At 31.2% G+C, this 21,485-nt stretch carries 26 protein-coding genes and 1 tRNA gene; 20 read left to right on the top strand and 7 right to left on the bottom strand.

The features are described from left to right. The first annotated feature begins 2 nt into the window (after positions 1–2). The 10 genes from PUD86_07935 (at position 3) to PUD86_07890 (ending at position 8,901) form a co-directional block, all read left to right on the top strand. Positions 3–377 carry a transcriptional regulator gene (locus PUD86_07935; GenBank protein MDD6777207.1) on the top strand — a complete coding sequence of 125 codons (375 nt, stop codon included), beginning with the start codon at positions 3–5 and terminating at the stop codon, positions 375–377. A 72-nt stretch (positions 378–449) separates the two neighbouring features. Continuing rightward, positions 450–521: transfer RNA gene (locus PUD86_07930), tRNA-Cys, on the top strand. A 32-nt stretch (positions 522–553) separates the two neighbouring features. Beyond that, positions 554–1,900 carry a cysteine--tRNA ligase gene (gene cysS / locus PUD86_07925; GenBank protein ID MDD6777206.1) on the top strand — a complete coding sequence of 449 codons (1,347 nt, stop codon included), beginning with the start codon at positions 554–556 and terminating at the stop codon, positions 1,898–1,900. Positions 1,901–2,112: 212 nt separating this feature from the next. Then, positions 2,113–3,321 (top strand): cysteine desulfurase NifS, encoded by a 1,209-nt coding sequence (gene nifS, locus PUD86_07920; protein MDD6777205.1) that lies wholly within the window; start codon positions 2,113–2,115, stop codon positions 3,319–3,321. Positions 3,322–3,323: 2 nt separating this feature from the next. Beyond that, a complete protein-coding gene (nifU, locus tag PUD86_07915; GenBank protein MDD6777204.1) occupies positions 3,324–3,695 on the top strand; it encodes a Fe-S cluster assembly scaffold protein NifU in 372 nt (123 codons plus the stop codon). Between the two features lie 56 nt (positions 3,696–3,751). Further along, complete coding sequence (locus PUD86_07910; GenBank protein MDD6777203.1) at positions 3,752–4,123, top strand: desulfoferrodoxin family protein; 372 nt, start codon at positions 3,752–3,754, stop codon at positions 4,121–4,123. Between the two features lie 163 nt (positions 4,124–4,286). Next, positions 4,287–4,742 (top strand): hypothetical protein, encoded by a 456-nt coding sequence (locus PUD86_07905; GenBank protein MDD6777202.1) that lies wholly within the window; start codon positions 4,287–4,289, stop codon positions 4,740–4,742. A gap of 15 nt (positions 4,743–4,757) precedes the next feature. Then, positions 4,758–7,019, top strand: coding sequence for a DHH family phosphoesterase (locus PUD86_07900; GenBank protein MDD6777201.1), 2,262 nt, complete (start codon positions 4,758–4,760; stop codon positions 7,017–7,019). 8 nt (positions 7,020–7,027) lie between these two features. Then, positions 7,028–7,915, top strand: a complete 888-nt coding sequence (locus PUD86_07895) for a zinc ribbon domain-containing protein (protein ID MDD6777200.1) — start codon at positions 7,028–7,030, stop codon at positions 7,913–7,915. A gap of 8 nt (positions 7,916–7,923) precedes the next feature. Next, positions 7,924–8,901: a zinc ribbon domain-containing protein gene (locus tag PUD86_07890; protein MDD6777199.1), complete on the top strand. Its 978-nt coding sequence runs from the start codon at positions 7,924–7,926 to the stop codon at positions 8,899–8,901. Here PUD86_07890 and PUD86_07885 read toward each other — a convergent pair. Continuing rightward, positions 8,898–9,194, bottom strand: coding sequence for a winged helix-turn-helix domain-containing protein (locus tag PUD86_07885; GenBank protein ID MDD6777198.1), 297 nt, complete (start codon positions 9,192–9,194; stop codon positions 8,898–8,900). The two genes, PUD86_07890 and PUD86_07885, sit on opposite strands and share 4 nt — an antisense overlap. Before the next feature lie 139 nt (positions 9,195–9,333). Here PUD86_07885 and PUD86_07880 point away from each other — a divergent pair, with 139 nt between their 5' ends. The 8 genes from PUD86_07880 to rrp42 all read left to right on the top strand — a co-directional run bounded on the left by PUD86_07880 (position 9,334) and on the right by rrp42 (position 15,270). Continuing rightward, positions 9,334–9,945, top strand: a complete 612-nt coding sequence (locus PUD86_07880; GenBank protein MDD6777197.1) for a zinc ribbon domain-containing protein — start codon at positions 9,334–9,336, stop codon at positions 9,943–9,945. 70 nt (positions 9,946–10,015) lie between these two features. Continuing rightward, positions 10,016–10,726 (top strand): RNase P subunit p30 family protein, encoded by a 711-nt coding sequence (locus tag PUD86_07875; protein ID MDD6777196.1) that lies wholly within the window; start codon positions 10,016–10,018, stop codon positions 10,724–10,726. Beyond that, positions 10,716–11,072 carry an Rpp14/Pop5 family protein gene (locus PUD86_07870; GenBank protein MDD6777195.1) on the top strand — a complete coding sequence of 119 codons (357 nt, stop codon included), beginning with the start codon at positions 10,716–10,718 and terminating at the stop codon, positions 11,070–11,072. The genes PUD86_07875 and PUD86_07870 overlap by 11 nt, the downstream gene beginning before the upstream one ends. A 214-nt stretch (positions 11,073–11,286) precedes the next feature. Further along, positions 11,287–12,069, top strand: a complete 783-nt coding sequence (gene psmA, locus PUD86_07865; protein MDD6777194.1) for an archaeal proteasome endopeptidase complex subunit alpha — start codon at positions 11,287–11,289, stop codon at positions 12,067–12,069. A gap of 34 nt (positions 12,070–12,103) precedes the next feature. Beyond that, complete coding sequence (locus PUD86_07860) at positions 12,104–12,805, top strand: ribosome assembly factor SBDS (protein MDD6777193.1); 702 nt, start codon at positions 12,104–12,106, stop codon at positions 12,803–12,805. 20 nt (positions 12,806–12,825) lie between these two features. Further along, on the top strand, positions 12,826–13,752 hold the full coding sequence (gene rrp4 / locus PUD86_07855) for an exosome complex RNA-binding protein Rrp4 (GenBank protein ID MDD6777192.1): 927 nt from the start codon (positions 12,826–12,828) through the stop codon (positions 13,750–13,752). Positions 13,753–13,776: 24 nt separating this feature from the next. Further along, entirely contained in the window at positions 13,777–14,472 is a 696-nt protein-coding gene (gene rrp41, locus PUD86_07850; GenBank protein MDD6777191.1) for an exosome complex exonuclease Rrp41, read from the top strand. A 12-nt stretch (positions 14,473–14,484) separates the two neighbouring features. Beyond that, positions 14,485–15,270 (top strand): exosome complex protein Rrp42, encoded by a 786-nt coding sequence (rrp42, locus tag PUD86_07845; GenBank protein MDD6777190.1) that lies wholly within the window; start codon positions 14,485–14,487, stop codon positions 15,268–15,270. Here rrp42 and PUD86_07840 read toward each other — a convergent pair. Genes PUD86_07840 through PUD86_07815 form a run of 6 tightly spaced genes read right to left on the bottom strand, consistent with a single transcriptional unit; the run spans position 15,267 to position 19,341 of the window. Then, the gene (locus PUD86_07840) at positions 15,267–15,896 is read right to left on the bottom strand and encodes a molybdenum cofactor guanylyltransferase (GenBank protein ID MDD6777189.1); all 630 of its coding nucleotides are present in this window, start codon (positions 15,894–15,896) and stop codon (positions 15,267–15,269) included. The genes rrp42 and PUD86_07840 overlap by 4 nt on opposite strands. Before the next feature lie 17 nt (positions 15,897–15,913). After that, on the bottom strand, positions 15,914–16,675 hold the full coding sequence (locus tag PUD86_07835; protein ID MDD6777188.1) for a hypothetical protein: 762 nt from the start codon (positions 16,673–16,675) through the stop codon (positions 15,914–15,916). A 19-nt stretch (positions 16,676–16,694) separates the two neighbouring features. Then, the gene (gene cbiT, locus PUD86_07830) at positions 16,695–17,258 is read right to left on the bottom strand and encodes a precorrin-6Y C5,15-methyltransferase (decarboxylating) subunit CbiT (protein ID MDD6777187.1); all 564 of its coding nucleotides are present in this window, start codon (positions 17,256–17,258) and stop codon (positions 16,695–16,697) included. 2 nt (positions 17,259–17,260) lie between these two features. Then, a complete protein-coding gene (locus tag PUD86_07825; GenBank protein ID MDD6777186.1) occupies positions 17,261–17,809 on the bottom strand; it encodes a UbiX family flavin prenyltransferase in 549 nt (182 codons plus the stop codon). 9 nt (positions 17,810–17,818) lie between these two features. Next, positions 17,819–19,045 (bottom strand): HD domain-containing protein, encoded by a 1,227-nt coding sequence (locus PUD86_07820; GenBank protein MDD6777185.1) that lies wholly within the window; start codon positions 19,043–19,045, stop codon positions 17,819–17,821. Then, positions 19,042–19,341: a hypothetical protein gene (locus tag PUD86_07815; protein MDD6777184.1), complete on the bottom strand. Its 300-nt coding sequence runs from the start codon at positions 19,339–19,341 to the stop codon at positions 19,042–19,044. The genes PUD86_07820 and PUD86_07815 overlap by 4 nt, the downstream gene beginning before the upstream one ends. A gap of 329 nt (positions 19,342–19,670) precedes the next feature. Between PUD86_07815 and PUD86_07810 the strand changes: the two genes are divergently transcribed. Then, the gene (locus tag PUD86_07810) at positions 19,671–20,882 is read left to right on the top strand and encodes an ammonium transporter (GenBank protein MDD6777183.1); all 1,212 of its coding nucleotides are present in this window, start codon (positions 19,671–19,673) and stop codon (positions 20,880–20,882) included. A gap of 10 nt (positions 20,883–20,892) precedes the next feature. Beyond that, positions 20,893–21,231 carry a P-II family nitrogen regulator gene (locus tag PUD86_07805; protein MDD6777182.1) on the top strand — a complete coding sequence of 113 codons (339 nt, stop codon included), beginning with the start codon at positions 20,893–20,895 and terminating at the stop codon, positions 21,229–21,231. Positions 21,232–21,485 lie beyond the last annotated feature (254 nt).

Genomic DNA, 21,485 nt, shown 5'->3' with positions numbered 1-21,485 from the left:
TTATGAAACCGCCTTGTGAAATTGTTGTTTGGTATGTAATACCTGCTATTAGATCTGAATTAGCAAAAGAATTGTTAAATTTGGGGATGAAACAAAAAGATGTTTCTGAACTTATGGATATTACTCAACCTGCTGTATCCCAATATATTACTGATAAAAGAGGTAGTGGAATCAAACTTGATGAAAGGGTTAGAGGTATGATTCATGAATTTGCTCGCAAGTTATCTGAAGGCGAAGCAACTAAGGCAGATTTAATTTCAACAACCTGTAAAATATGCAACAATGTTGAAGTAGATGATGTACTAGAACAACTTAACATTGATAAATCTCACCTTGGTGAAGATTGTCAATCTTGTTTAGGTTCTAAAGTAAATTAGGAAAATCAAGGATAAAATAGTAAAGTATTTATAGTGTAAATGACTAATACTTTATTATCCTTTAATTTTAATGGCAAGTTTACCGAGTGGCTTAGGTGTGTGGCTGCAGACCATAATACGGGGGTTCAAATCCCTCACTTGCCTTTTTTAAATACTATTTTTTTGAGGTTATTTTTATGGACGTCTATTCAACATTAACTCGTAGTAAAGAGGATTTTGTAACTATTAATAAAAATAGGGTTAACTTATTTGTATGTGGTCCTACTGTTTATGATGATGCTCATATTGGACATGGAAGAACATACATTTCTTTTGATACAATTAAAAGATATTTGGAATATAGTGGGTATGCTGTATTTTACATCCAAAATATTACTGATATTGATGATAAAATCATTAATAGATCAAAAGAAAACGGAATTCCTGCTCAAGAGTTAGCTCGTAAGTTTGAAAAAAGATACATTGAAGACATGCATAAATTAAATGTCACTGGTGTTAATTTATTTGCAAGAGCAACTGATCATGTTGATGAAATATTAGACCAAATTCAAAGATTAATCGATAAAGGTTTTGCTTATGAAACCGAAGATGGAGTTTACTTTGAAATTGATAAATTCCCAGAATTTGGTAAATTATCCAACAGAAATGTTGATGAATTAGAATCACACAGAGATATTGCAGAAACCACCAAGAAAAATCCACAGGACTTTGCGCTCTGGAAAAAACGTATCGGTGTAGATGAACCAACCTGGTCATCTCCATGGGGTGACGGAAGACCTGGATGGCATATTGAAGATACTGCAATTACTGAATATTACTTTGGACCTCAGTATGATGTTCACGGTGGAGGTTTAGATTTAATTTTCCCTCACCATGAAGCAGAGATTACTCAAATGGAAGCTGTTTCAGGAAAAGCTCCTATGGTTAAATTCTGGTTACACACCGGATTTTTAAATGTTAACGGAGAAAAAATGTCAAAATCTTTAAACAATTTCATTACTATCCGTGAATTGCTTGAAGATTATGAACCTGATACTTTCAGATTCTTTGTACTTTCAACTCATTACAGAAGTCCTATTGACTTTTCTAAAGACTCACTTCACCAGTCTGAAAAAAGCTTAGACAGAATTAGAAAATACTATGAGCTTTTAGATGTTGAAGTTGGTGATGAAAAATATGAGTGTGATGTTTTAGCACCTCACAAAGAAGAGTTCTTTAATAGTATGGATGATGACTTTAACACTCCAAAAGCTATTGCAGCTATTTTTGGATTAATTAATGATACTAAAAATGATTTGTCCGATTTTTCAGATGAAGATAAAATAGCTATTAAATTATTCTTGGATGATGTGGCTCATATTTTCGGTGTAAGTTTTGTTAGTGAACAAGTAAATGCGGGTTCTGATGATTTACTTAATTTAGTCTCTGAAGTTAGAGCAGATTTAAGAGCTAACAAACAATACGATTTATCTGATAAAATTAGAGATAACCTACAAGCATTAGGTTATGATATTAACGATTAAGAGAATTTTTCTTTCTCTTTTTCATTGATTTTTTTTTTAAAATTTTTCTTTTACAAAACATTTATATATTAATAATAACTATTGTTATATAGGAATATAACACATGATATATTTTAATAAAATCATTGTTATTATCATATTTATCGAACTGAGTATGTATATGTGAAATGGACGCATATTTGTTAATTAATAAAATTTAAAAGGTAGAAATTATGTACTTGGATAATTCAGCAACTACACAAGTTAGTCAAGAAGTTTTTGAGGAAATGAAACCATTTTTCATACAAGAATATGGTAATCCTTCCACTCTTTATAAACTTGGTCGTGAATCTAAAAAAGCATTAGAATTAGCTCGTCAAAGAGTGGCTGATTCTATTAATGCAAAATCTGAAGAAATAATATTTACAAGCGGAGGATCTGAATCTGATAATTTAGCAATTAAAGGTATTGCATCTAAATTATTCAAAAAAGGTAAACATATAATCACAACTGAAATTGAACATCCTGCTGTTAAAAATACTTTAAAGTTTTTAGAATCATTCGGATTTGAAGTTACTTACTTACCAGTTTATGAAAATGGTATTATTAAAGTTGAAGATGTAGAAGATGCAATTACTGACGAAACCATTTTAATCAGTATCATGCATGGTAACAATGAAATTGGAACCATTCAACCTGTAGAGGAAATTGGTAAAATTGCACGTGAAAAAGGAATTAAATTCCACATTGATGCAGTTCAAACCTTTGGTAAAATCGAAGTTGACGTTGAAAAATTAAACGTAGATTTACTTGCATTATCTTCTCACAAAATCAACGGACCTAAAGGTGTTGGTGCATTATACATAAGAAAAGGAACCAGAGTAGAACCTTTAATCCATGGTGGAGGTCAGGAAAGAGGAATCAGAGGTGGTACTGAGAACATTCCTGGAATCGTTGGTTTTGGAAAAGCATGTGAATTAGCAAGTACTCAACTTGAAGCACATAAAGAAAAATTAGCTTCAATTAGAAATGAATTAGCAGAAAAAGTATTAGCTACTATTCCTAAAGCTTACGTTAATGGTGATCAAGAACACAGATTACCTAACTTGGTTAATTTCAGATTCAGTGCTATTGAAGGTGAATCCTTAATTTTATTACTTGATGCACAAGGTTATCAGGCTTCAACAGGTTCAGCATGTTCTTCAAACTCCCTTGAAGCATCTCCAGTTTTAACTGCATTAGGATTAGATCCTGTTGATGTTCACGGTTCACTTAGAATTTCACTTTCCCCTGAAAGTGACAAATTTGATATTGATAACTTTGTAGATGTACTTGCAAATGCAGTTGCAAGATTAAGAGAAATGTCTCCTTTATGGAACCAAGAAATTGATTATGATGGTGTAATGTGTAAAAAAGGAAATGACAGTTGTAAGAGGTGTTAATTATGGATTATTCAGAAAAAGTTATGGACCATTTTGCAAATCCAAGAAACAGTAGAAAAATGGAAGATGCAAACGGTGTTGGAACAGTTGGAAACCCTACCTGTGGGGATTTAATGACTATTTACATTAAAGTTGAAGATAATGTCATCCAAGACATTTCTTTCCAAACCTTTGGATGTGGAGCTGCAATTGCAACCAGTAGTATGATTACAGAAATTGCTGTTGGTAAAACATTAGAAGAAGCATTAGAAATTTCAAGAAATGATGTTGCAGAAGAATTAGATGGTCTTCCACCAGTTAAAATGCATTGTTCAAATTTAGCAGCTGACGGTCTTAAAGCAGCTATTGAAAATTATTATGAAAATCAACAATAATATATATTGGGATATGAAATATATTTAATTAATATAATTTAATGGAGATGTTAAATATGGCAAATTTTATTAAATGTGAAAAATGTGGAAGTATCTTAGGAATGTTTGTTAAAGGTGAAGGTGAAGTTTGCAGCCCAGATCTTACTAAAATCCCTGTAATCACTGAAGGAGAAAAAGCACCTAAACACAAACCTGTTGTTGAAATCGACGGTGACAACATTACTGTAAAAGTTGGAGAAGCTGCTCACCCTATGGATGACGACCACTACATCCAATTTGTTGCTGTAAGTGTTGATAACGAATTATACGCAAAATGCTTCGAACCTGGCGATGTTGCTGAAGCAACTTTCACTATTGGTGCTGACAAAGCTGATGCTGCTGTAGCATACGCATTTTGTAATTTACACGGACTCTGGTCCAGCGAATAGGTTTAAAATTTAATTTTAAACTTACCTTTCTTTTTTTTATTTATTTAATTTCCATTGCTTAGGAAAATTTTAATAATGTCTTGTTATAAATTTAATAAATGTGTCTAGTTATATAAAATTAATAATTTTTATTTTAGTATTGTTGTCTATTTCTGGAGCTATTTTGTTTATTGATAGTTCTATGGATAATATTAATAAAACCATGCCAGATATTAGTAATTCTATCGTTGATGGAGATAATGATTACAATGAAGCTGTTAAATTAGTTAACGACAAATATTTTGATGAATCATTAAATAAGGCTAAATCTGCAGGTGATAATTTTAATGAAAGTCTAAATAAATTAAAAAATATTCGGGACAAATTTTCTTCTGATATAAATGATGTCCAAAAGGAGTATATTGATACTGTTGTCCAGGAATTAGAACTCAAAATTGATGCAGTTGACAACTTAATAAATGCAATTGAATGTTTTAAAGTTTATTCAAATAGTACTGGTACAAGTTATGCTTCACAGGCTAATGAATTGATGTATGAAGCTACAATGTATCAGCATGAACGTGATGAAATAGTTAATAATAATACAGAATTATTTAAACCACAAAAATTTATGCTATAAGGTGGTGTTTTAGAATTGAAAACAAAATGTCCAAAATGTAAAGGAAGAGGCTCTGTAGTTGTAGACTACAAAGAATGTGATGCCTGTGGTGGAACAGGTTATGAAGATGATGCTTTTGATGTTGGTAATCATTTTAAAGGCGTAAACAGTAATGCAAGAGCAAAATTTGACTTAGGTGGTCAAGAAGATGTTCCATGTGAAGTATGTAATGGAAAAGGACAAGTTGAAGTATTTGGTGAATGTCCTCACTGTCATGGAACCGGTCAAATAAATGTCTGCAGAGACTGTGGTAAATCAATAAGTGATCAACATGATTTATGTGCTAGCTGTGAAGAGAAAAGAAAACTAGAAAAAGCTAAACATGATAAATTTGAAGCTCGCAGAAGTGCAACCCGTGATGTATATGTTCTAGATTCCTTATGTCAAATGAGAGATATGGACAAAGACAAGTTATACAAAGGAAAAGTCACCAGAGTTGAAAAATACGGTGCTTTTGTTACTCTAAACAATAATGTTTGGGGATTAATGAGAGGAGATCACTTCGGATGCAATGTTGGTGATGAAGTAATTGTATTTGTCACAGCCATTAAAGCTAGAGAAAGAAAAATTGATTTAGGTTTAGCTCATGTTGAATCATATAATCTTAAAAAATTAACCAAAACTTTCCCTAGAACTCTTATAGGTGAGCTTGAGAAGAAAAAAGGAAAAACTGTTAGAATTGATGGTGAAGTTCAACAAATCCAACTGACTTCCGGTCCAACTATTTTCATAATAAGTGATGAAAGTGGAACTACTGAAATAGCTGCATTTGATAAGGCTGGTGAGAGATCATATCCTGATATCGAACTTGGTGATGCAGTTCAAGTTGTTGGTGAAGTCAACGAACACGGTGGAAAGACTCAAATTGAGTCATCTTCAATGGTAAAACTTGATGAAGAAAATACTGCAAAGTTACTTAAATTAATTGACGATGCATTAAATGAAAAGGCTAAGCCTGAAGATGTTGATTTCTTAGTCAAAAGTGATGTTTTAAACAGACTTAAACCAAAAATGTTTGAAGCAGCTCAAAGAATTAGAAGAGCAATACTTGATGGTAGAACAATTTTACTTAGACACCATAATGATGCAGATGGTATTTGTTCTGGTGTTGCAATGGAAAAAGCTATTGTTCCTTTAATCGAAAAATTAAATCCAAGTAATGATGCTCAATACTACTATTTCAAGAGATCTCCAAGTAAGGCTCCTTTCTATGAGCTTGAAGATGTAGTTAAAGATTTGTCCTTTGCATTGGAAGACCAAGAAAGACATGGTCAGAAATTGCCTTTAATTGTTCTTTTAGATAACGGATCAACAGAAGAGGATATTGTTGCATTGATGCAAGCTAAAATTTATGATATTGAAGTTGTTGTAATAGACCACCACTCTCCAGGTGAATTGCTCACTAAAGATGAAAGAGATGGTGAAATTTATGGAGCTACTGTTGCAGTTGATGAATATGTTGACTGTCATGTAAATCCATATCTAGTTGGTGGAGATTCACAATTAACTGCAGGTGCCCTTGCAACAGAAGTTGCACATTTAATTAATCCGAATGTAACTGAAACAATTAAACATTTACCTGCTATTGCAGCATTAGGAGATAAGGCAGAATGTGGTGAAGTTGTCCAGTACTTGGAACTTGCAAGTCAAAAAGGATTTGAAAAGGAACATTTGGCTAAAATCGCTGAATGTGTCGACTTTGAAGCATACTTCTTAAGATTCATGAACGGTAGAGGAATAATGGACACTATTTTGGCTGTTGACAATATTGATAAGCATGAAAAAATGATTAATGCATTGTATAAAGAATATCAAAAAAGAGTTGATACTCAACTTAAAGCAGCACTTCCAAATATCAAAAGAACCCAACTTGAAAATGGAATCTACTTTAACCTTATTGATGTTGAAAAATATGCACATAAATTTACATTCCCTGCTCCAGGTAAAACATGTGGTTTTGTCCATGATAGTGTAAAACAGGAGTTAGGTGAAGACAAACCTATTGTGACTTTAGGCCACGGTCCTGATTTCGGAGTATTCAGAGCTACTGATGCAGTCAACGAACAGTATGGTTTCAATGTAAATGAAATTGTATCCAAAATGATAGAGTTAGTGCCTCAAGCAGGTATTGATGGTGGAGGTCACGAATGCGCTGGATCCATCAAATACATTGAAGGATTAGGCGAAGAAGTATTATCTAAAGTAGTTAAGGAAATTCAATCATTGTCTAAAAACTAAGATATAACATGACTTTAGAAAATTACTGTAAAAAATGCGGTCATAGGATTCTTCCAAATAATCAGTATTGTCCGGAATGCGGATGTAAAACATTTAACACAGAAAAAGAAGAATCTTATGTTTTTACACCCCCAATACATAATATTGGGTTTTTTAATTTTTCCATTGATTTTTCACCATATATTTTAAGCAAACGTGATGATTTTAAATATGAAATTTGCCACTGCGGATACATAAATGATGTAAGCAACGAATTTTGTTATATGTGTGGAACAAAAAGAGCACAAGGCAAATTAGCTAAAATTTTAAAGAACAAATCCAAACCAAAATTCAATTTGGAGAATGTTCTATGCGACTGCGGTGCAATCAATTCCAAGGAAAATATATTCTGTGAAATGTGTGGAAAGCAGTTGAACAAAAATATTGTATATGAAAATAGCAATTACAGTAATTTTAATTTGGAATTTAATGATTCTATTTTTTGTTTTTGTGGTGAAGAAAATGAAAGCAATGCTCAATTTTGCAGAAATTGTGGTTTACCTTTGAAAAATTATGGTAATCTACCCGATATGGCAGTATTGTGTGTCTGTTCTACTTTAAATGATATTAATGATTCTTTTTGTATTGAATGTGGAGCAAACATAAAAAAGGAAAATTCACAAATTGTTTGTGTTTGCGGGCATAAAAATCCCATTTCCGCTAAATTTTGCCAAGATTGCCAAAGACCATTGAACCCAAAGAGATTAATCATTTCAAAAATTATTTGCTCTTGTGGTGAGGTAAATGATTGGGATACTGAATTTTGTCCAAATTGTGGTAAAAATATCAAAAAGATGTTTTTAATGAAAAATTCTCTTAGAAACACAGTAAAAAGCCTTAAAAATAGATTTAGGTAGTGATTATTTTGAAAAATTGTGATGTTTGTGGAACCTTGAATTTTAAAGAAAATAATTACTGCACTCATTGTGGTAATAAATTTATTTTGGAACATGTTTGTCCTTATTGTGGTTCAGTTAATGAAAATTATACAGTTTATTGCGTTAATTGCAACAGGCAGATAAATCCAATTGAAATTGATGATTTTGACGTGTTATTCACTGAATATAATGAAAATTTACTATTAAATGCTCAAATAACTGATGAAGAGTATAATGAATTATTAAGAGATATATTTTTAAGAGCGGATTTCACTGAAATTCATGGTAGTACTATTAAAGATAAAATTTTAAATCTGGCAAGCATATTTGCTCCTTGTAAAACTAAAGCAAGATGCTATGAAAGAGGATTCATATTTTTAGGTAATTATATTTTCTATGATGATAGGTTGGATGAATCTGTTCAGATTGCAACAATAATTCATGAATTAGCTCATTATCTTTTGTTTTCAATTATTGAAGAATTGCTGTGCTGTATACTTAATGTTAAAACATCTTCAACATTACAAAGTTTCATCTGGTATTTTTTAACACTTCCCGAATTCAAAATCATGAATGAATACTGTGCACATACTGTTGAAGGTAGATTTATCCCATATGGGTATCAGAATTATGGATCTTTTAAGCTATTAATTGAAAATACTCCTTTTGATGACGATTCAATAAGAACTATGGAAAAATTTGGTAATTCATTTGCAAACGAATTAATAGTATATCTTGAAAAGTACATTGATGATGATTTAAGACAGGAAATAAAATTACAATATAAGTTGGATTTGAAAAATCCAAATTATGATTCAATTGTAAATGAAACGGTTGATTGTTTCCCGTTGAATATTAAAAATAGTTTGTTAATAAAAATTTTGCATGATGTTTTAAAAGAATCTTCAAATCCTGAAGTTATTGAAGAGTTAAAAAATATTAAAGAGGGGATTGATTTTAATTAATCTTTATTTTCCTTATCCTCTTTCACTTTAATACTTTCTAAAACATCTTTTCCAGTATCGGTCAATCTGTATAATCTTCCCTTACGAGCTTCCTCGTTTATACATTCGACGATTTCTTTACTTTTTAATTCACTCAGAACCTTTGAAATATGATTAGTCCTAATTCCGCTATCTTTCGCAATGTTGGTTGGTATTTTAACGTCATTGCCAATGGATTTTAATGTTTTTTCTCTATACTTAGAAATTTGAACGTATGAAGTTAATTTCAAAAGTTCATCATTTTCATTCCCCATGTTGAATATTATGTGATTAGTACTATAAAATGTTTTATAACATATTACACACTAATTAAATTATTATACATGTTCCAATCAATTTATTAGTGTATAATATTAAAATATTATATTAAATTATCTTTAGTGTATGATTTATATGAAATGTAAAGAATGTGGGTTTGAAAATAGAAAAGGTGCTAAATTTTGTACAAGTTGCGGTAGTTCACTTGAAGAAGTACCTCCTAAATCTGGAGGTAACTCTAAAGGTATAATAATTGCTTTAATTGTTATTATTGTGCTATTAGTTTGTGCTATTGGATTTTTTGCATTAAATAATAATTCTAATAGTCAAAGTAATGATGTTCCGCAGCAAAGCACTGAATCTCAGGAAATTGGGTCTGCAAGTAGTCAGGTTTCAAGTAGCGATGATGATGCTAAAACTCAAGAGGTATCTTCCCAAACAACTGAATCTAAGTCATGGGAGTCCATAGGTAGTTATTCGGGGTCTGGGTCTGGATCTAAAACAATTACTGTTCCTGAGGGTAAAATTAAAGTAAAACTTTCTGCATATCCTATTAAGAATTATGCAACCAATCATTTAACAGTTTCCGGTTCTAATGGTGAGTCTGGTGGTGTGGATTGGGGTTCAAAAAGTGCTGTTGAAACTAGATCTGATTCATTCACTTATACTTCCGATACCTCTGAGACATTTACTATTGATTATTATGAAACTGTAAGTTGGGAAGTTGAATTCTTAAGATATCAATAAAAAGTGATTTAATTTCACTTTTTTATTTTTTTTAATAAATTATTTAATTGATAAAAATATAAATTATAATATGTTTTTTGATTTAAATATTAAGGGAAGCAGCCTGGAAAACAATATTAAATTGGCTAATGAAGCTTCTTTTTATGGTTGGAATCATATTAATTTTTCATATAATACAAATGACTTTTTAAATGCTGTTGATTTTAAGAATGATTTGGAAAATTCATTGGATGGAATTATCGAATTTAATTATACATTGGAAATAAAATCATCAAACATTAATGATATTCAGAAGTCTGTTAACAAATTCAGGAAGAAAGCTTCCTGCATTTCTGTTGTTGGTGGTGATTTAAAAGTCAACAGGTCAACATTGGAAAATATAAAAGTGGATGTTTTATCAAGACCCTATCTTAGGAGATATGATAGTGGTTTAAATCATGTACTTGCAAAAGAAGCTGTAAAAAACAATGTAGCTATTGAATTATGTTTTAAGGATGTTTTGAAAAGTTATTTGTCACATAGATCAAAAGTTATTTCTAATTTTAAAGATATCTATACTTTATATAGGAAATTTGATTTTCCTTTGGTGTTGTCTTCAAGAGCGGAATCGGTATTTGATATCAGAACCACTCATGATTTTGTTGCTTTTTTCAAGCAGACTGGTTTGACAGATGCAGAAATTAATAAGTCTTTTGAAACTTCATCTAATATCCTAGAATATAATAAAAATAGGGAAGATCTAATTTTAAAAGGTGTTAGGAGGGTTAGAGATGAAGCTTAAAGTATTGCCACCTACACTAAGAAAAAATAATAGGTATCTTACAGTTGATGTTAAAATCAATTCAAAGATTACAAAAGATGAATTGGTTACAATTATTTGGGATGCATGTGTTCGTTTTCAAGGAGAACTTAATACATCTAATTTTAATTTATGGGTTATGAGGTTCTTTGAAATTGAAAAATGTGATGGTTATTATAGATATAAATCAATTATAAGATGTCAAAGAGATTATGTTGATGAGGTAAGGTCATCTTTTGCTCTTACTAATAAATATAATGGGAATAGGATTGCCATTACAACTATTGGATTATCTGGCACTATCAAAGGGTCTGAAAAATACATTTAGTTACTTTTTGTTATTTTAAAATAGAAAACTATATAAATAATTTATTAATATAAATATCAATTGGATTTATGGAAAAAAGAATAAAAATATTTTAATTTTCTACAAAGTGGGAATTTAAAATGAAAATTTGCCTTTTCATGGAGATTTGGTTTTATTTTTTTATGTAGTTGAACTTAAAATTTATAAAATATTTATTAAAATGTGAGGTATTAAAATGCAACCTTTACAAAATGCCGGATATGATAGAGCAATTACTGTATTTAGCCCAGATGGAAGACTTTTCCAAGTAGAATATGCAAGAGAAGCTGTTAAAAGAGGAACTACATCTATTGGTGTAAAAAGTTCTGAAGGTATTGTTTTAGCTGTTGATAAAAGGACTACTTCTAAATTAGTTGAAGCATCATCCATTGAAAAAATATTCAAAATTGATGAACACATTGGTGCAGCTACATCAGGACTTGTTGCTGATGCAAGAGCTTTAATTGAAAGAGCAAGAGTTGAAGCACAAATAAATAAAATAACTTATAGTGAACCTATTCGTGTAACTAGCTTATCTAAAAAATTATGTGATATGTTACAATTATACACTCAAAACGGTGGAGTAAGACCATTTGGTTCTGCTTTAATCATTGGTGGAGTATATGATGGTAAATGCAAATTATTCGAAACTGACCCAAGTGGAGCATTAATTGAATATAAAGCTACTGCTATTGGTTCAGGAAGATCTGCAGCTATGGAAATCTTTGAAGAAAAATATAGTGACGATTTAACTTTAGATGAAGCTATTGAATTAGCATTAGTAGCTATTAATGAATCTACTGATCACGAAACCACTTCAAATAACGTTGAAATTGCAGTTATTAAAGTTGATGATGAAAAATACGTAAAACTTTCTCAAGAAGAAGTACAAAACTACATTGATGAAGTACTTGTTGAAGAAGAGGAAAAAGAAGAGGAAGAAGAATCAGCTGATTGCGAAGAAGAAGCTGAAGAATAATTCTTTTTAATTAATTAAGTTAGGGGATACTTTAATGGTAAACATTGATGAAGCAATTATTGCTAAATATGAATATTGTGGTGAACACTTTGAAATATTAGTTGACCCTGATTTGGCAGCTGATTTTAGAAATCCAGATGGTCCTGATGTTGCTATTGAAGATCTTTTAGCTGTTGAAGAAATTTTCAAAGATTCCAAAAAAGGAGACAAAGCCTCTGATGAGGCTATGAATAAAATATTTGAAACTACTGACCCTATTGAAGTTTCTAAAATTATACTTGAAAAAGGGACCGTACAATTAACTGCTGATCAAAAAAGGAAAATGCAGGAAGATAAAAGGAAATTGGTTATTAATAAAATAGCTAAAGAAGCAGTTAACCCTCAAAATGGTTTACCTCATCCTGTTCAAAGAATTGAAAATGCATGTGATGAAGCTAGAGTCAAATTTGATCCTTTCACTTCTGTAGACCAGCAAGTACAAGTAGCACTAAAAGCTATTAAACCACTTATTCCAATTAAATTTGAAAAAGTTAAAATTGCTGTTAGATTGCCTGGAGCATCTGCGGGAAGTGCTTATTCTGTTATTCATGGATTTGGTGAAATTTTAAACGAAGAATGGCAGCAAGATGGTTCATGGATTGGTATTATTGAAATGTCCGGTGGTCTTCAAGATAAGTTTTCTGCTAAAATGGCTGAAATTTCAGGTGGAGACGCAGAAACCAAAATTATTAAATAACTTATGTTCATGGGATTATTATGATATATGTGGAAAATAAAGATTTAGTTATTCCTGGTCAGTTATTGGCTGACGATGAATACTATTCTGGAAGAGGTACCTTTAAAGAGAATGGTAAAGTTTGTTCTTCTTTAATGGGACTTGTTTCTTTGAGGAATAAAAAACTTAGAGTTATTCCTCTTAAAAGTAAATATGTTCCTAAAAAAGGAGATGTTGTAATAGGTAAAATTGATGATGTTAGGTTCTCAATGTGGAATGTTGACATTAATTCACCTTATTCTGGAATTTTACCTGCTTTTGAAGTGTTTGGTCGTGAAAAAAAAGAACTCAATAAAGTTTTCGATATTGGGGATGTTCTATTTTTAAGAGTTGTCGATGTTGATGAAATCAAAAAGGCAAAACTCGGTTTAAAAGGAAGAGGAATGGGCAAATTTAAAGGCGGAATTATCGTAGATATTGCTCCAACCAAAGTTCCTAGGTTAATTGGTAAAAAAGGTTCTATGATCAACATGATTAAAGATAAAACCAATTGTAAAATTGTCGTTGGTCAAAATGGTCTTGTTTGGGTAAAAGGGGACAAAGACATGGAACAACTTACCAAAAGTATTATTCAGTTAATTGAAGCTGAAGCTCATACTTCTGGTTTAACCAATAAAATTAAAAACAAATTATACTTAGCTATTGATGGAGAATTACCTCCTGAAGAAGTTGAAGCTGAAGAAGAGCAAGAATTTGTTTTGGAAAAACCTAAACTTCAAAACTTCAAAGAAGAATTAGAACAAGAAGAACTTGCTAAACAACAAGCAGAAGAAAAGAAAGAAAAAGGCGACAAACCTAATATTGCTGAAGTTATTGAAGAATTGAAAAGAAAAAATAAAAGTAAAAAAGATGGTGGATTATCATACGGTGATAACTCAAACAGTTCTTTTATATTGAATAATAAATAATTCTTCGCAGATTGAGAGGTTGATATAATGTCAGAATATATTAGAAAGGATGGTAGGAAACCTAATGAATTACGTCCTATTAAAATTGAAGCAGGTGTACTTGAACGTGCAGATGGTTCAGCTTACTTAGAATTTGGTGGAAATAAAATTTTAGTGGCTGTTTATGGTCCTAGAGAATCATATATTAGAAGATTACTTAAACCTAATACTGGAGTAATTAGATGCAGATACAACATGGCTCCGTTCTCAGTAGATGACAGAAAAAGACCAGGACCTGATAGAAGATCATCTGAAATCTCTAAAATTACTGCTGAAGCATTAAAACCAGCATTAATGTTAGAAAATTATCCTCGTTCAATGATTGATATTTATATAGAAGTAATAGAAGCTGAAGGTGGAACTCGTTGTGCTGGAATTACAGCTGCTTCTGTTGCTCTTGTTGATGCAGGAATTCCTATGAAAGATATTGTTGTGGGATGTGCTGCAGGTAAAGTTGATGATGAAATTGTACTTGATTTATCAGAATATGAAGATAAAGAAGGTCAAGCTGATGTCCCAATTGCTATAATGCCAAGAACTGGTGAAATTACTTTATTACAAAGTGATGGGGATTTAACTGAAGAAGAATTCCAAAAAGCTATTGATTTAGCAATGGAAGGTTGTCTTAAAGTTAGTGAACTTCAAAAAGAAGCTTTAATGAAAAAGTATTCTACTGAATAGTGAGGGGATAATATGGATATTGTACCAGAAATTACAAGACAAAGTATTGCTGATCTTGTTAAAAATGATAAAAGGGAAGATGGCAGAGATTTAACTGAATATAGGGATATTACTATTGAAACCAATGTTATCTCTAAAGCAGAAGGTTCTGCTCGTGTAAAACTCGGAGGAACTCAAGTTATTGTTGGTATTAAACCACAAGTTGGTTCTCCATTCCCAGACACTCCTGATTTAGGAGTTTTAATGACTAATTGTGAAATGTTACCAATGGCTGATCCTACTTTTGAACCAGGACCACCTAGTGAAGATTCTATTGAACTTGCACGTGTAGTTGACAGAGGTATTCGTGAAAGTGAATTAATCGATTTAGATAAATTATGTATTGAAGAAGGAAAACACGTCTGGATGTTATTTGCAGACTTACACATTATCGACAACTGCGGAAATCTTTTCGATGCATGTGAATTAGCATTTATGGCTGCTCTTAAATCCACTAAATTGCCTGTTGCAAGCATTGTAGATGATGAAGTTGTTCTTAGTGAAGATGAAACCTTTGATTTACCAATCAACAACGAATTAGCTTTATGTACCTTTGTTAAAATTGCTGATAAAATGGTAATTGATCCTACTTTGGATGAACAAAGAGTTGCTAGTGCTCGTTTAAATGTTGGTGTTACTAAAGATGGTCGCATCTGCTCAATGCAAAAAGGTGGCGACGAGCCATTAACTAAAGATGAAATTTTCTATTGTGTAAATACTGCAATAGGAAAAGTTAAAGAATTACTTGAAAATCTTTAAATGTCCTCTGGACGATTAAGATTTCTGAATTCTTTTTTTTCTATTTTTTTATTATCAATTAAAACAAATTTTGTATCTATTTTTTCTATTAATCCTTTAATATGCAATATATCGTCATTTACTAATTTTTCAATATCAGCAATGATTTCTTTTTTATATATTGAATGAAGTGGTTCTGATGTTTTTAATCTGTTTGTTTCATCATGATATGGAACAATAGCTTGATAATTTACATCAATTTGTGAAAAAATAGTTTCAATATATTTTTCTGAGACATATGGGCTGTCACATGGTAGAACTAATGCATAATTGCTATTAATTTTTCCAAGTCCAGTCATAATTCCAGGTAATGGTCCTTTATTTTTGATTTTGTCTTCTAGAAAAGTGATTTGGTATGAATAATCATTTGAGTTGATAAATTCACTATATCTATCAACTCTAGATTTATCATTTAAAACGATTATTGCTTCATCGATATAGTGGTTTAAAGTAGAAAGTATGTGTTTAATCATAGGTTTATCTTGAATAATCATAGATCCTTTGTCTTGACCCATTCTTCTACTTTGCCCTCCACATAAAATTATACAGGATTTAATATTTTCACTATTTTTAATTTCATTACTCATATTAAATCTCCTTTTTTTTATTCAGTTACGTATACACTTGCAGTTTCATCAAATGGATTGGTACGAATCATTAATGCAATCATGTATGGGTAATGCTTATTAAGATATCTGAGGTAGTAAACCCATTCGTGAACTAAAATTTTGTATACTCTGCTCATATCTCCGTTTAAATGCATAAAGTCAGTTTCATTGACTAATGCTAAGTCTTTTCTGTGTTCTAACTCTTCATCTAAATGAAGAATAGCATTAATTAAGTTGGTAAATTCTTCTTTTTCAAGTAAATTTGGATTATTTATTAAATTAATAATAAATTCTCTTTTGCCAACAAGTAATTCTCTTAAGTTTTCTAAGAATTCTTCTTGGTCTTCTGGAGCAATGTCTGCTGAAAACTCAACTGGAGAATTTTTAATTTCTTCAAGTTTTTTAGCATAATCTTCATCAGTCCAGTTTTTAATGGATTTTAAATTCGCAGTATCTGCTTTGAATTTGTTAGCTTTACTTAACTGAGTAATTAAATCATTACCCACTTCTGAAAAGAAAGTACTCATAAGCATGTCTAATTTTTCAAGCATAGCTTCTTTTTCTTTTTTTTCAATAATTCCTTCAAGTATAAATGCAACAATTAGAATATCTACTGGAATAAATCCTAAATGAGTCCAAACATAAGAAATAATATGGTGTGCATCCTGAAGTACAAGATAGTTTGAACCATATATGATTATTATTAAAATAACCATTAAAATTGAAAATTTAACTTTCCATTTATTATGTTCATTCATTTTATAATCTCCCTTTTATTTATCTTTTTTTAGCTGTAATGATTGCAATCGGGTTTTCGCTAATCATTAAAACCCCGCGATCAAGTACTCTGCCGTTTGAAACATTAACTTCCATGATTTTTGGATTATATCCTAAATCTTTAAGTTTATTTATTGCTTCAACCTTTGTATCTACTAAGATTGCGGTTATGATAATTCTGCCTTTTGAATTTAATTTTTCATCAACGACATCTAAGATATTTTCAAGTTGCCTGCCACTGCCCCCAACAATAGCTATGTCAATATCTGAAATATCTTTTAATGCCTGTGAACCATCATCGTTAATTAATGTAACATTATCTCCAAGTCCAAATTTTTTAAGATTTTTTGAAGTTACTTCAATTGCTTCTGGATTGGTGTCAATGGAGATTACTTCTTTTGCCCTTTGGGAAAATTCGCATGTAATTCCACCTGTTCCACATCCGCAATCAACAACTCTGTCATTGGATGTAACTTCAGATTTATATAATATTATAGCTCTAATAGCTTCTTTAGTAGGTCCTGGAACGTCCCATGATTTAATAAAATCTTTGTCATCTAACATATTCATTCCCACCTTTTAAATAAATCATTATCAATTTTTAATGAATCTAATATCTTTCCAACAACAAAATTAATCTGGTCATCAATTGTTTTTGGATTGGAGTAAAATCCTGGCATTGCAGGTAAAATTGTTGCTCCTTCTTGTGATAATGTTAGCATGTTTTGTATGTGAATGATTCTTAGTGGAGTTTCACGAGGAACTATGACTAGTGGTCTTTTTTCTTTTAAATTAACATCTGCCACTCTTGTTATTGTATTTGAACCGTATCCGTTAGCTATTGAGGATAAGGTTTTCATAGTACACGGAACTATAACCATTCCTTCGGTTTTAAATGAACCACTATTGATTGAAGCAGTTAAGTCATGGAATTCATAATAGTTGTCTGCCATTTTAATTACATCATCCACATCATAATCTGTTTCTGATTCAATAACTACTTTGGCTAAATCACTCATTACTAATGCATTTTCAATATTTAATTCTCTAAGAGCTTCAAGAAGTCTTATTCCATATATGACTCCACTTGCTCCAGTAATTCCAACAACTATCATATTTTTCTCCTAAATTAATTTAATTTGATCATAATGTATTCCATGAAATTTATCTTTGTCAATTTCAGGTAATTCTAAATAGTTTTCTAATTTAAATTTCTCGAATTTTGATTTTTCATCATTATCCACATAAACGCTAATGTCTGGGATATTAAATCTTGCTTTACTTAATGCACCAATAATATTTGATATTTTAGTTAAAGGGTATAATCTTCCATCAACATTAACTTGTGTTTTCATTTCATCAAAACGAGGATATTCGGCAATATTAATATAAACATAATCTTTATCAAGACCATAATCTTCAGCTATTTCTGCCTCAGCTTTTCTTAATGTGTCTTGATTGATTTTATACATCTTTTCAGGGAATTTAAAATTATCAAGACGAATTGTTTTGACTCTTTTCATAATTCGTCTAGTGTCTAGTCTATTCATTATGTCATTTACAAATGGATTGTCACAATGTCTAAAAATACTAATCATGTCATTGTCATCATATTTGTAAATATCATTTTCATCGATTATTTTTTCATCAATGGTTCTTTTTAGAGCTCTTCTAAACATTGAATTAACAACTCTTGTGGTGTGGTGCTGATATACACTTGGATACATGAAATATCTGGAAACAAGAGCTCCTTCAGCTGCTTGAACTCCTTTAATATCTAAAATTAATCCATTTTCTAATTTTAAATTGGATATGATTCTTTCATAATCAATAACTCCATATGCAACACCGGTGTTATGTGAATCTCTTAAAAGATAATCCATTCTATCAACATCAAGCTCTCCGGAAACGATAGGACCGAGATGTCCTCTTCCATTTATGATATCAACTATTTCATTTACATCAAATTTTTCTTCAAGCAAATCTTTCATTGATGTGTTTTTAATAACATATTCTGTTAGTTTTTCATGAGGTACAGATAAAACTCCTTCAGATACGTGGGAAAATGGCCCGTGTCCAATATCGTGAAGTAGTGCAGAGGTTCTTATTAATTCTATTTCATCTTTTTCTAATTCAAGTTCTTCTGCAAGTTTTGATCCTAAGTTCATTGTTCCAATGGAATGCTCAAATCGAGTATGGTTTGCACCAGGATAGATTAAACTAATTAATCCTAACTGTTTAATTCTTCTTAAACGTTGGAATTGTGGCATGTCCATAATGCTAACTTCAAATTTATTTAGGTTAATATCTCCATAGACACTATCTCTGATAAATTTTTTCTTTTCACTCATTTTATCTGCCCCGCTACATATGTTTCAATCAATTCGTAAGTAGTATTTCTTGTATTGTTGTAATCTGTTCCATTAGTTGTGGTATTTGTTGTATTTGTATTGTTAACTGGCTTTGGAATGATGGTTGGAACTTCATCTATGTAGTTTGGTTCAAATGAATCATTTTTAATAGGAATTAATTTGTATGAATCGTGATTGTATGTAATTGTTAGACTAGCAAATGCACTGCTGCTTGCAAATGCAATAAGTGCAATAATTGAAAATACTATTAAATTTGCTTTAACTGAACCTCTCACAATAACACATTCCTATTTTTTGTTTATATTAATATTATTTTTCTTAAAAGCATATATTTAATATTTTTCTTTTAAATATGTAATTTAAACCTAATTAGAACGAATTTGTAGTATTCTAATTCATTATTTTTGATTTTATTAAAAATTTTTAGATGAAATTATTTCTAAATTTGATCTTTTGTTTTTTTAGTTTGCCCAAAAACTTTATATATGATGAAGGTTAATAGTAGTATGTCGGAACATTACTTCCGACACATTATTTCCGACACATTTATTGGTGTAATTCAATTTAGTAAAATTTACAATTTAATAATTAAGAGTTTGATATTATGGATGTATTTAGTGCAGGTGATACTGCGTGGGTTCTTATTTGTACAATTCTCGTACTTTTAATGAGTATTCCAGCAGTAGCATTTTTTTATGGAGGTCTATGTAAAAGGAAAAATGTTTTAAATACAATTTTTTTAACATTTATTGCTTTTTCAATAATTAGTGTTATATGGGTTATTTTCGGTTACCAATTTGCATTTGGAACCGACATTAGTGGTCTGATTGGTTCACCATCTAATTTCTTCTTACAAGGAATTGGGCTTGATGAATTAAGTGGAACTATTCCGACATTACTGTTTGTCATGTTCCAGTGTGCATTTGCTGGATTAACATGTGCAATTATATCTGGAGCATTAGTTGGAAGAATGAAAACAAAAGCTTGGATTGCTTTTACCATTTTATGGGTTTGTATTGTTTACGTCCCAATTGCCCACTGGGTATGGGGTGGAGGATGGTTAATGCAAATGGGTGCACTTGACTTCGCAGGTGGTGCAGTAGTTCACATTAACTCAGGTATTTCCGCATTAGCTGTTGCTCTTGTATTAGGAAGAAGAAAAAACATTTCTATCCCTCACAACTTAGGATACGCTGTCTTAGGTGCAGCATTACTCTGGATTGGATGGATGGGATTCAACGGAGGATCAGGTTTAGCAGCAGATGGACTTGCAGCAAACGCAATTATTGTATCTAACGTTGCAGCAGCAGTAGGATTAATTGTATGGACATTAATCGATACTAAAGTTGTTGGAAAACCAACAGTATTAGGAGCAATTTCCGGAGCAATCGCAGGACTTGTAGGTATTACTCCTGCAGCAGGATTTGTTGATGTATTTGGAGCATTAGTAATTGGTGCTGGAGCTTCAGTTGTATCATACTTCGCAGTATACTACTTAAAACCAAAACTCGGTTATGATGATGCATTAGATGTATGGGGAATTCACGGTATGTCTGGTGTTTGGGGTGCAATCGCAACTGGTATATTTGCAGTCCCAGCAGTAAACGGAGCAGCTGGTTTAATTGCAGGAAATGCAAACCAATTAGTAGTTCAAATAATAAGTGTTGTAGTAACTATTGTCTACGCATTCACAATAAGTTACATCCTTGCTAAAGTATTAGATAAAGCAATGGGTGGTATCAGAGTTGAAGAAAGTGAAGAAACAGTAGGATTAGATACCAGTCTTCACCAAGAATCTGCATATAACTTTAACTAAGGTGGTTTAAATGAAACGTATTGTTGCTATTATAAGACCAGAAAAATTCGAAGATGTAAAAAAAGAGTTAATTGAAGCTGGATGCGAAGGAATGACCGTTTACGAAGTAAAAGGAAGAGGAAGTCAAAAAGGTATTAAAGAATCATACAGGGGTTCAAATTTTTGTATTGACTTGATTCCAAAAACACGTATTGAAATTGTTGTCAACGATGACCGGTTAGACTTCATTGTTGATAAGATCATTAAAGGGGCATACACCGGAAATATTGGAGATGGAAAAATCTTTATCCAACCGGTTGAAAACGTAATTAGAATCAGAACACATGAAGAGGGGGACAAGGCTGTGTAGGGCCTTTCTTCCAAATAAATTGAACTAAAGTATTCTATCTCATTTAGGAAATAATTTTTTTAAATTATTTCCTTTTTTTTATTAAAACTATTTTTTGATGTTAAAATCACTTATTTTTAAAAAAAGGCTTTGTAGAAATCCTTATTTTTCTTGAATTTGTGTTGTTCTGTAAATGTTGTAAATTGTGTTTTTGAGTTTTGTTTCTTTATTGGATAGTTGTAGACTTCTGCTTCTATTGGTTCCATTGAATATTC

This window comes from Methanobacteriaceae archaeon, assembly GCA_029219465.1.
In the GTDB taxonomy this organism is placed as follows: domain Archaea; phylum Methanobacteriota; class Methanobacteria; order Methanobacteriales; family Methanobacteriaceae; genus Methanocatella.
This window is presented reverse-complemented; position numbering and strand designations above follow the sequence as displayed.

Excerpts from the sequence above, each read along its gene's own strand:
- PUD86_07935 (MDD6777207.1), top strand. The coding sequence starts at position 3 with ATGAAACCGCCTTGTGAAATTGTTGTTTGGTATGTAATACCTGCTATT.
- cysS (MDD6777206.1), top strand. The coding sequence starts at position 554 with ATGGACGTCTATTCAACATTAACTCGTAGTAAAGAGGATTTTGTAACT.
- nifS (MDD6777205.1), top strand. The coding sequence starts at position 2,113 with ATGTACTTGGATAATTCAGCAACTACACAAGTTAGTCAAGAAGTTTTT.
- nifU (MDD6777204.1), top strand. The coding sequence starts at position 3,324 with ATGGATTATTCAGAAAAAGTTATGGACCATTTTGCAAATCCAAGAAAC.
- PUD86_07910 (MDD6777203.1), top strand. The coding sequence starts at position 3,752 with ATGGCAAATTTTATTAAATGTGAAAAATGTGGAAGTATCTTAGGAATG.
- PUD86_07895 (MDD6777200.1), top strand. The coding sequence starts at position 7,028 with ATGACTTTAGAAAATTACTGTAAAAAATGCGGTCATAGGATTCTTCCA.
- PUD86_07885 (MDD6777198.1), bottom strand. The coding sequence starts at position 9,194 with ATGGGGAATGAAAATGATGAACTTTTGAAATTAACTTCATACGTTCAA.
- PUD86_07880 (MDD6777197.1), top strand. The coding sequence starts at position 9,334 with ATGAAATGTAAAGAATGTGGGTTTGAAAATAGAAAAGGTGCTAAATTT.
- PUD86_07875 (MDD6777196.1), top strand. The coding sequence starts at position 10,016 with ATGTTTTTTGATTTAAATATTAAGGGAAGCAGCCTGGAAAACAATATT.
- PUD86_07870 (MDD6777195.1), top strand. The coding sequence starts at position 10,716 with ATGAAGCTTAAAGTATTGCCACCTACACTAAGAAAAAATAATAGGTAT.
- psmA (MDD6777194.1), top strand. The coding sequence starts at position 11,287 with ATGCAACCTTTACAAAATGCCGGATATGATAGAGCAATTACTGTATTT.
- PUD86_07860 (MDD6777193.1), top strand. The coding sequence starts at position 12,104 with ATGGTAAACATTGATGAAGCAATTATTGCTAAATATGAATATTGTGGT.
- rrp4 (MDD6777192.1), top strand. The coding sequence starts at position 12,826 with ATGATATATGTGGAAAATAAAGATTTAGTTATTCCTGGTCAGTTATTG.
- rrp42 (MDD6777190.1), top strand. The coding sequence starts at position 14,485 with ATGGATATTGTACCAGAAATTACAAGACAAAGTATTGCTGATCTTGTT.
- PUD86_07840 (MDD6777189.1), bottom strand. The coding sequence starts at position 15,896 with ATGAGTAATGAAATTAAAAATAGTGAAAATATTAAATCCTGTATAATT.
- PUD86_07835 (MDD6777188.1), bottom strand. The coding sequence starts at position 16,675 with ATGAATGAACATAATAAATGGAAAGTTAAATTTTCAATTTTAATGGTT.
- cbiT (MDD6777187.1), bottom strand. The coding sequence starts at position 17,258 with ATGTTAGATGACAAAGATTTTATTAAATCATGGGACGTTCCAGGACCT.
- PUD86_07825 (MDD6777186.1), bottom strand. The coding sequence starts at position 17,809 with ATGATAGTTGTTGGAATTACTGGAGCAAGTGGAGTCATATATGGAATA.
- PUD86_07820 (MDD6777185.1), bottom strand. The coding sequence starts at position 19,045 with ATGAGTGAAAAGAAAAAATTTATCAGAGATAGTGTCTATGGAGATATT.
- PUD86_07810 (MDD6777183.1), top strand. The coding sequence starts at position 19,671 with ATGGATGTATTTAGTGCAGGTGATACTGCGTGGGTTCTTATTTGTACA.
- PUD86_07805 (MDD6777182.1), top strand. The coding sequence starts at position 20,893 with ATGAAACGTATTGTTGCTATTATAAGACCAGAAAAATTCGAAGATGTA.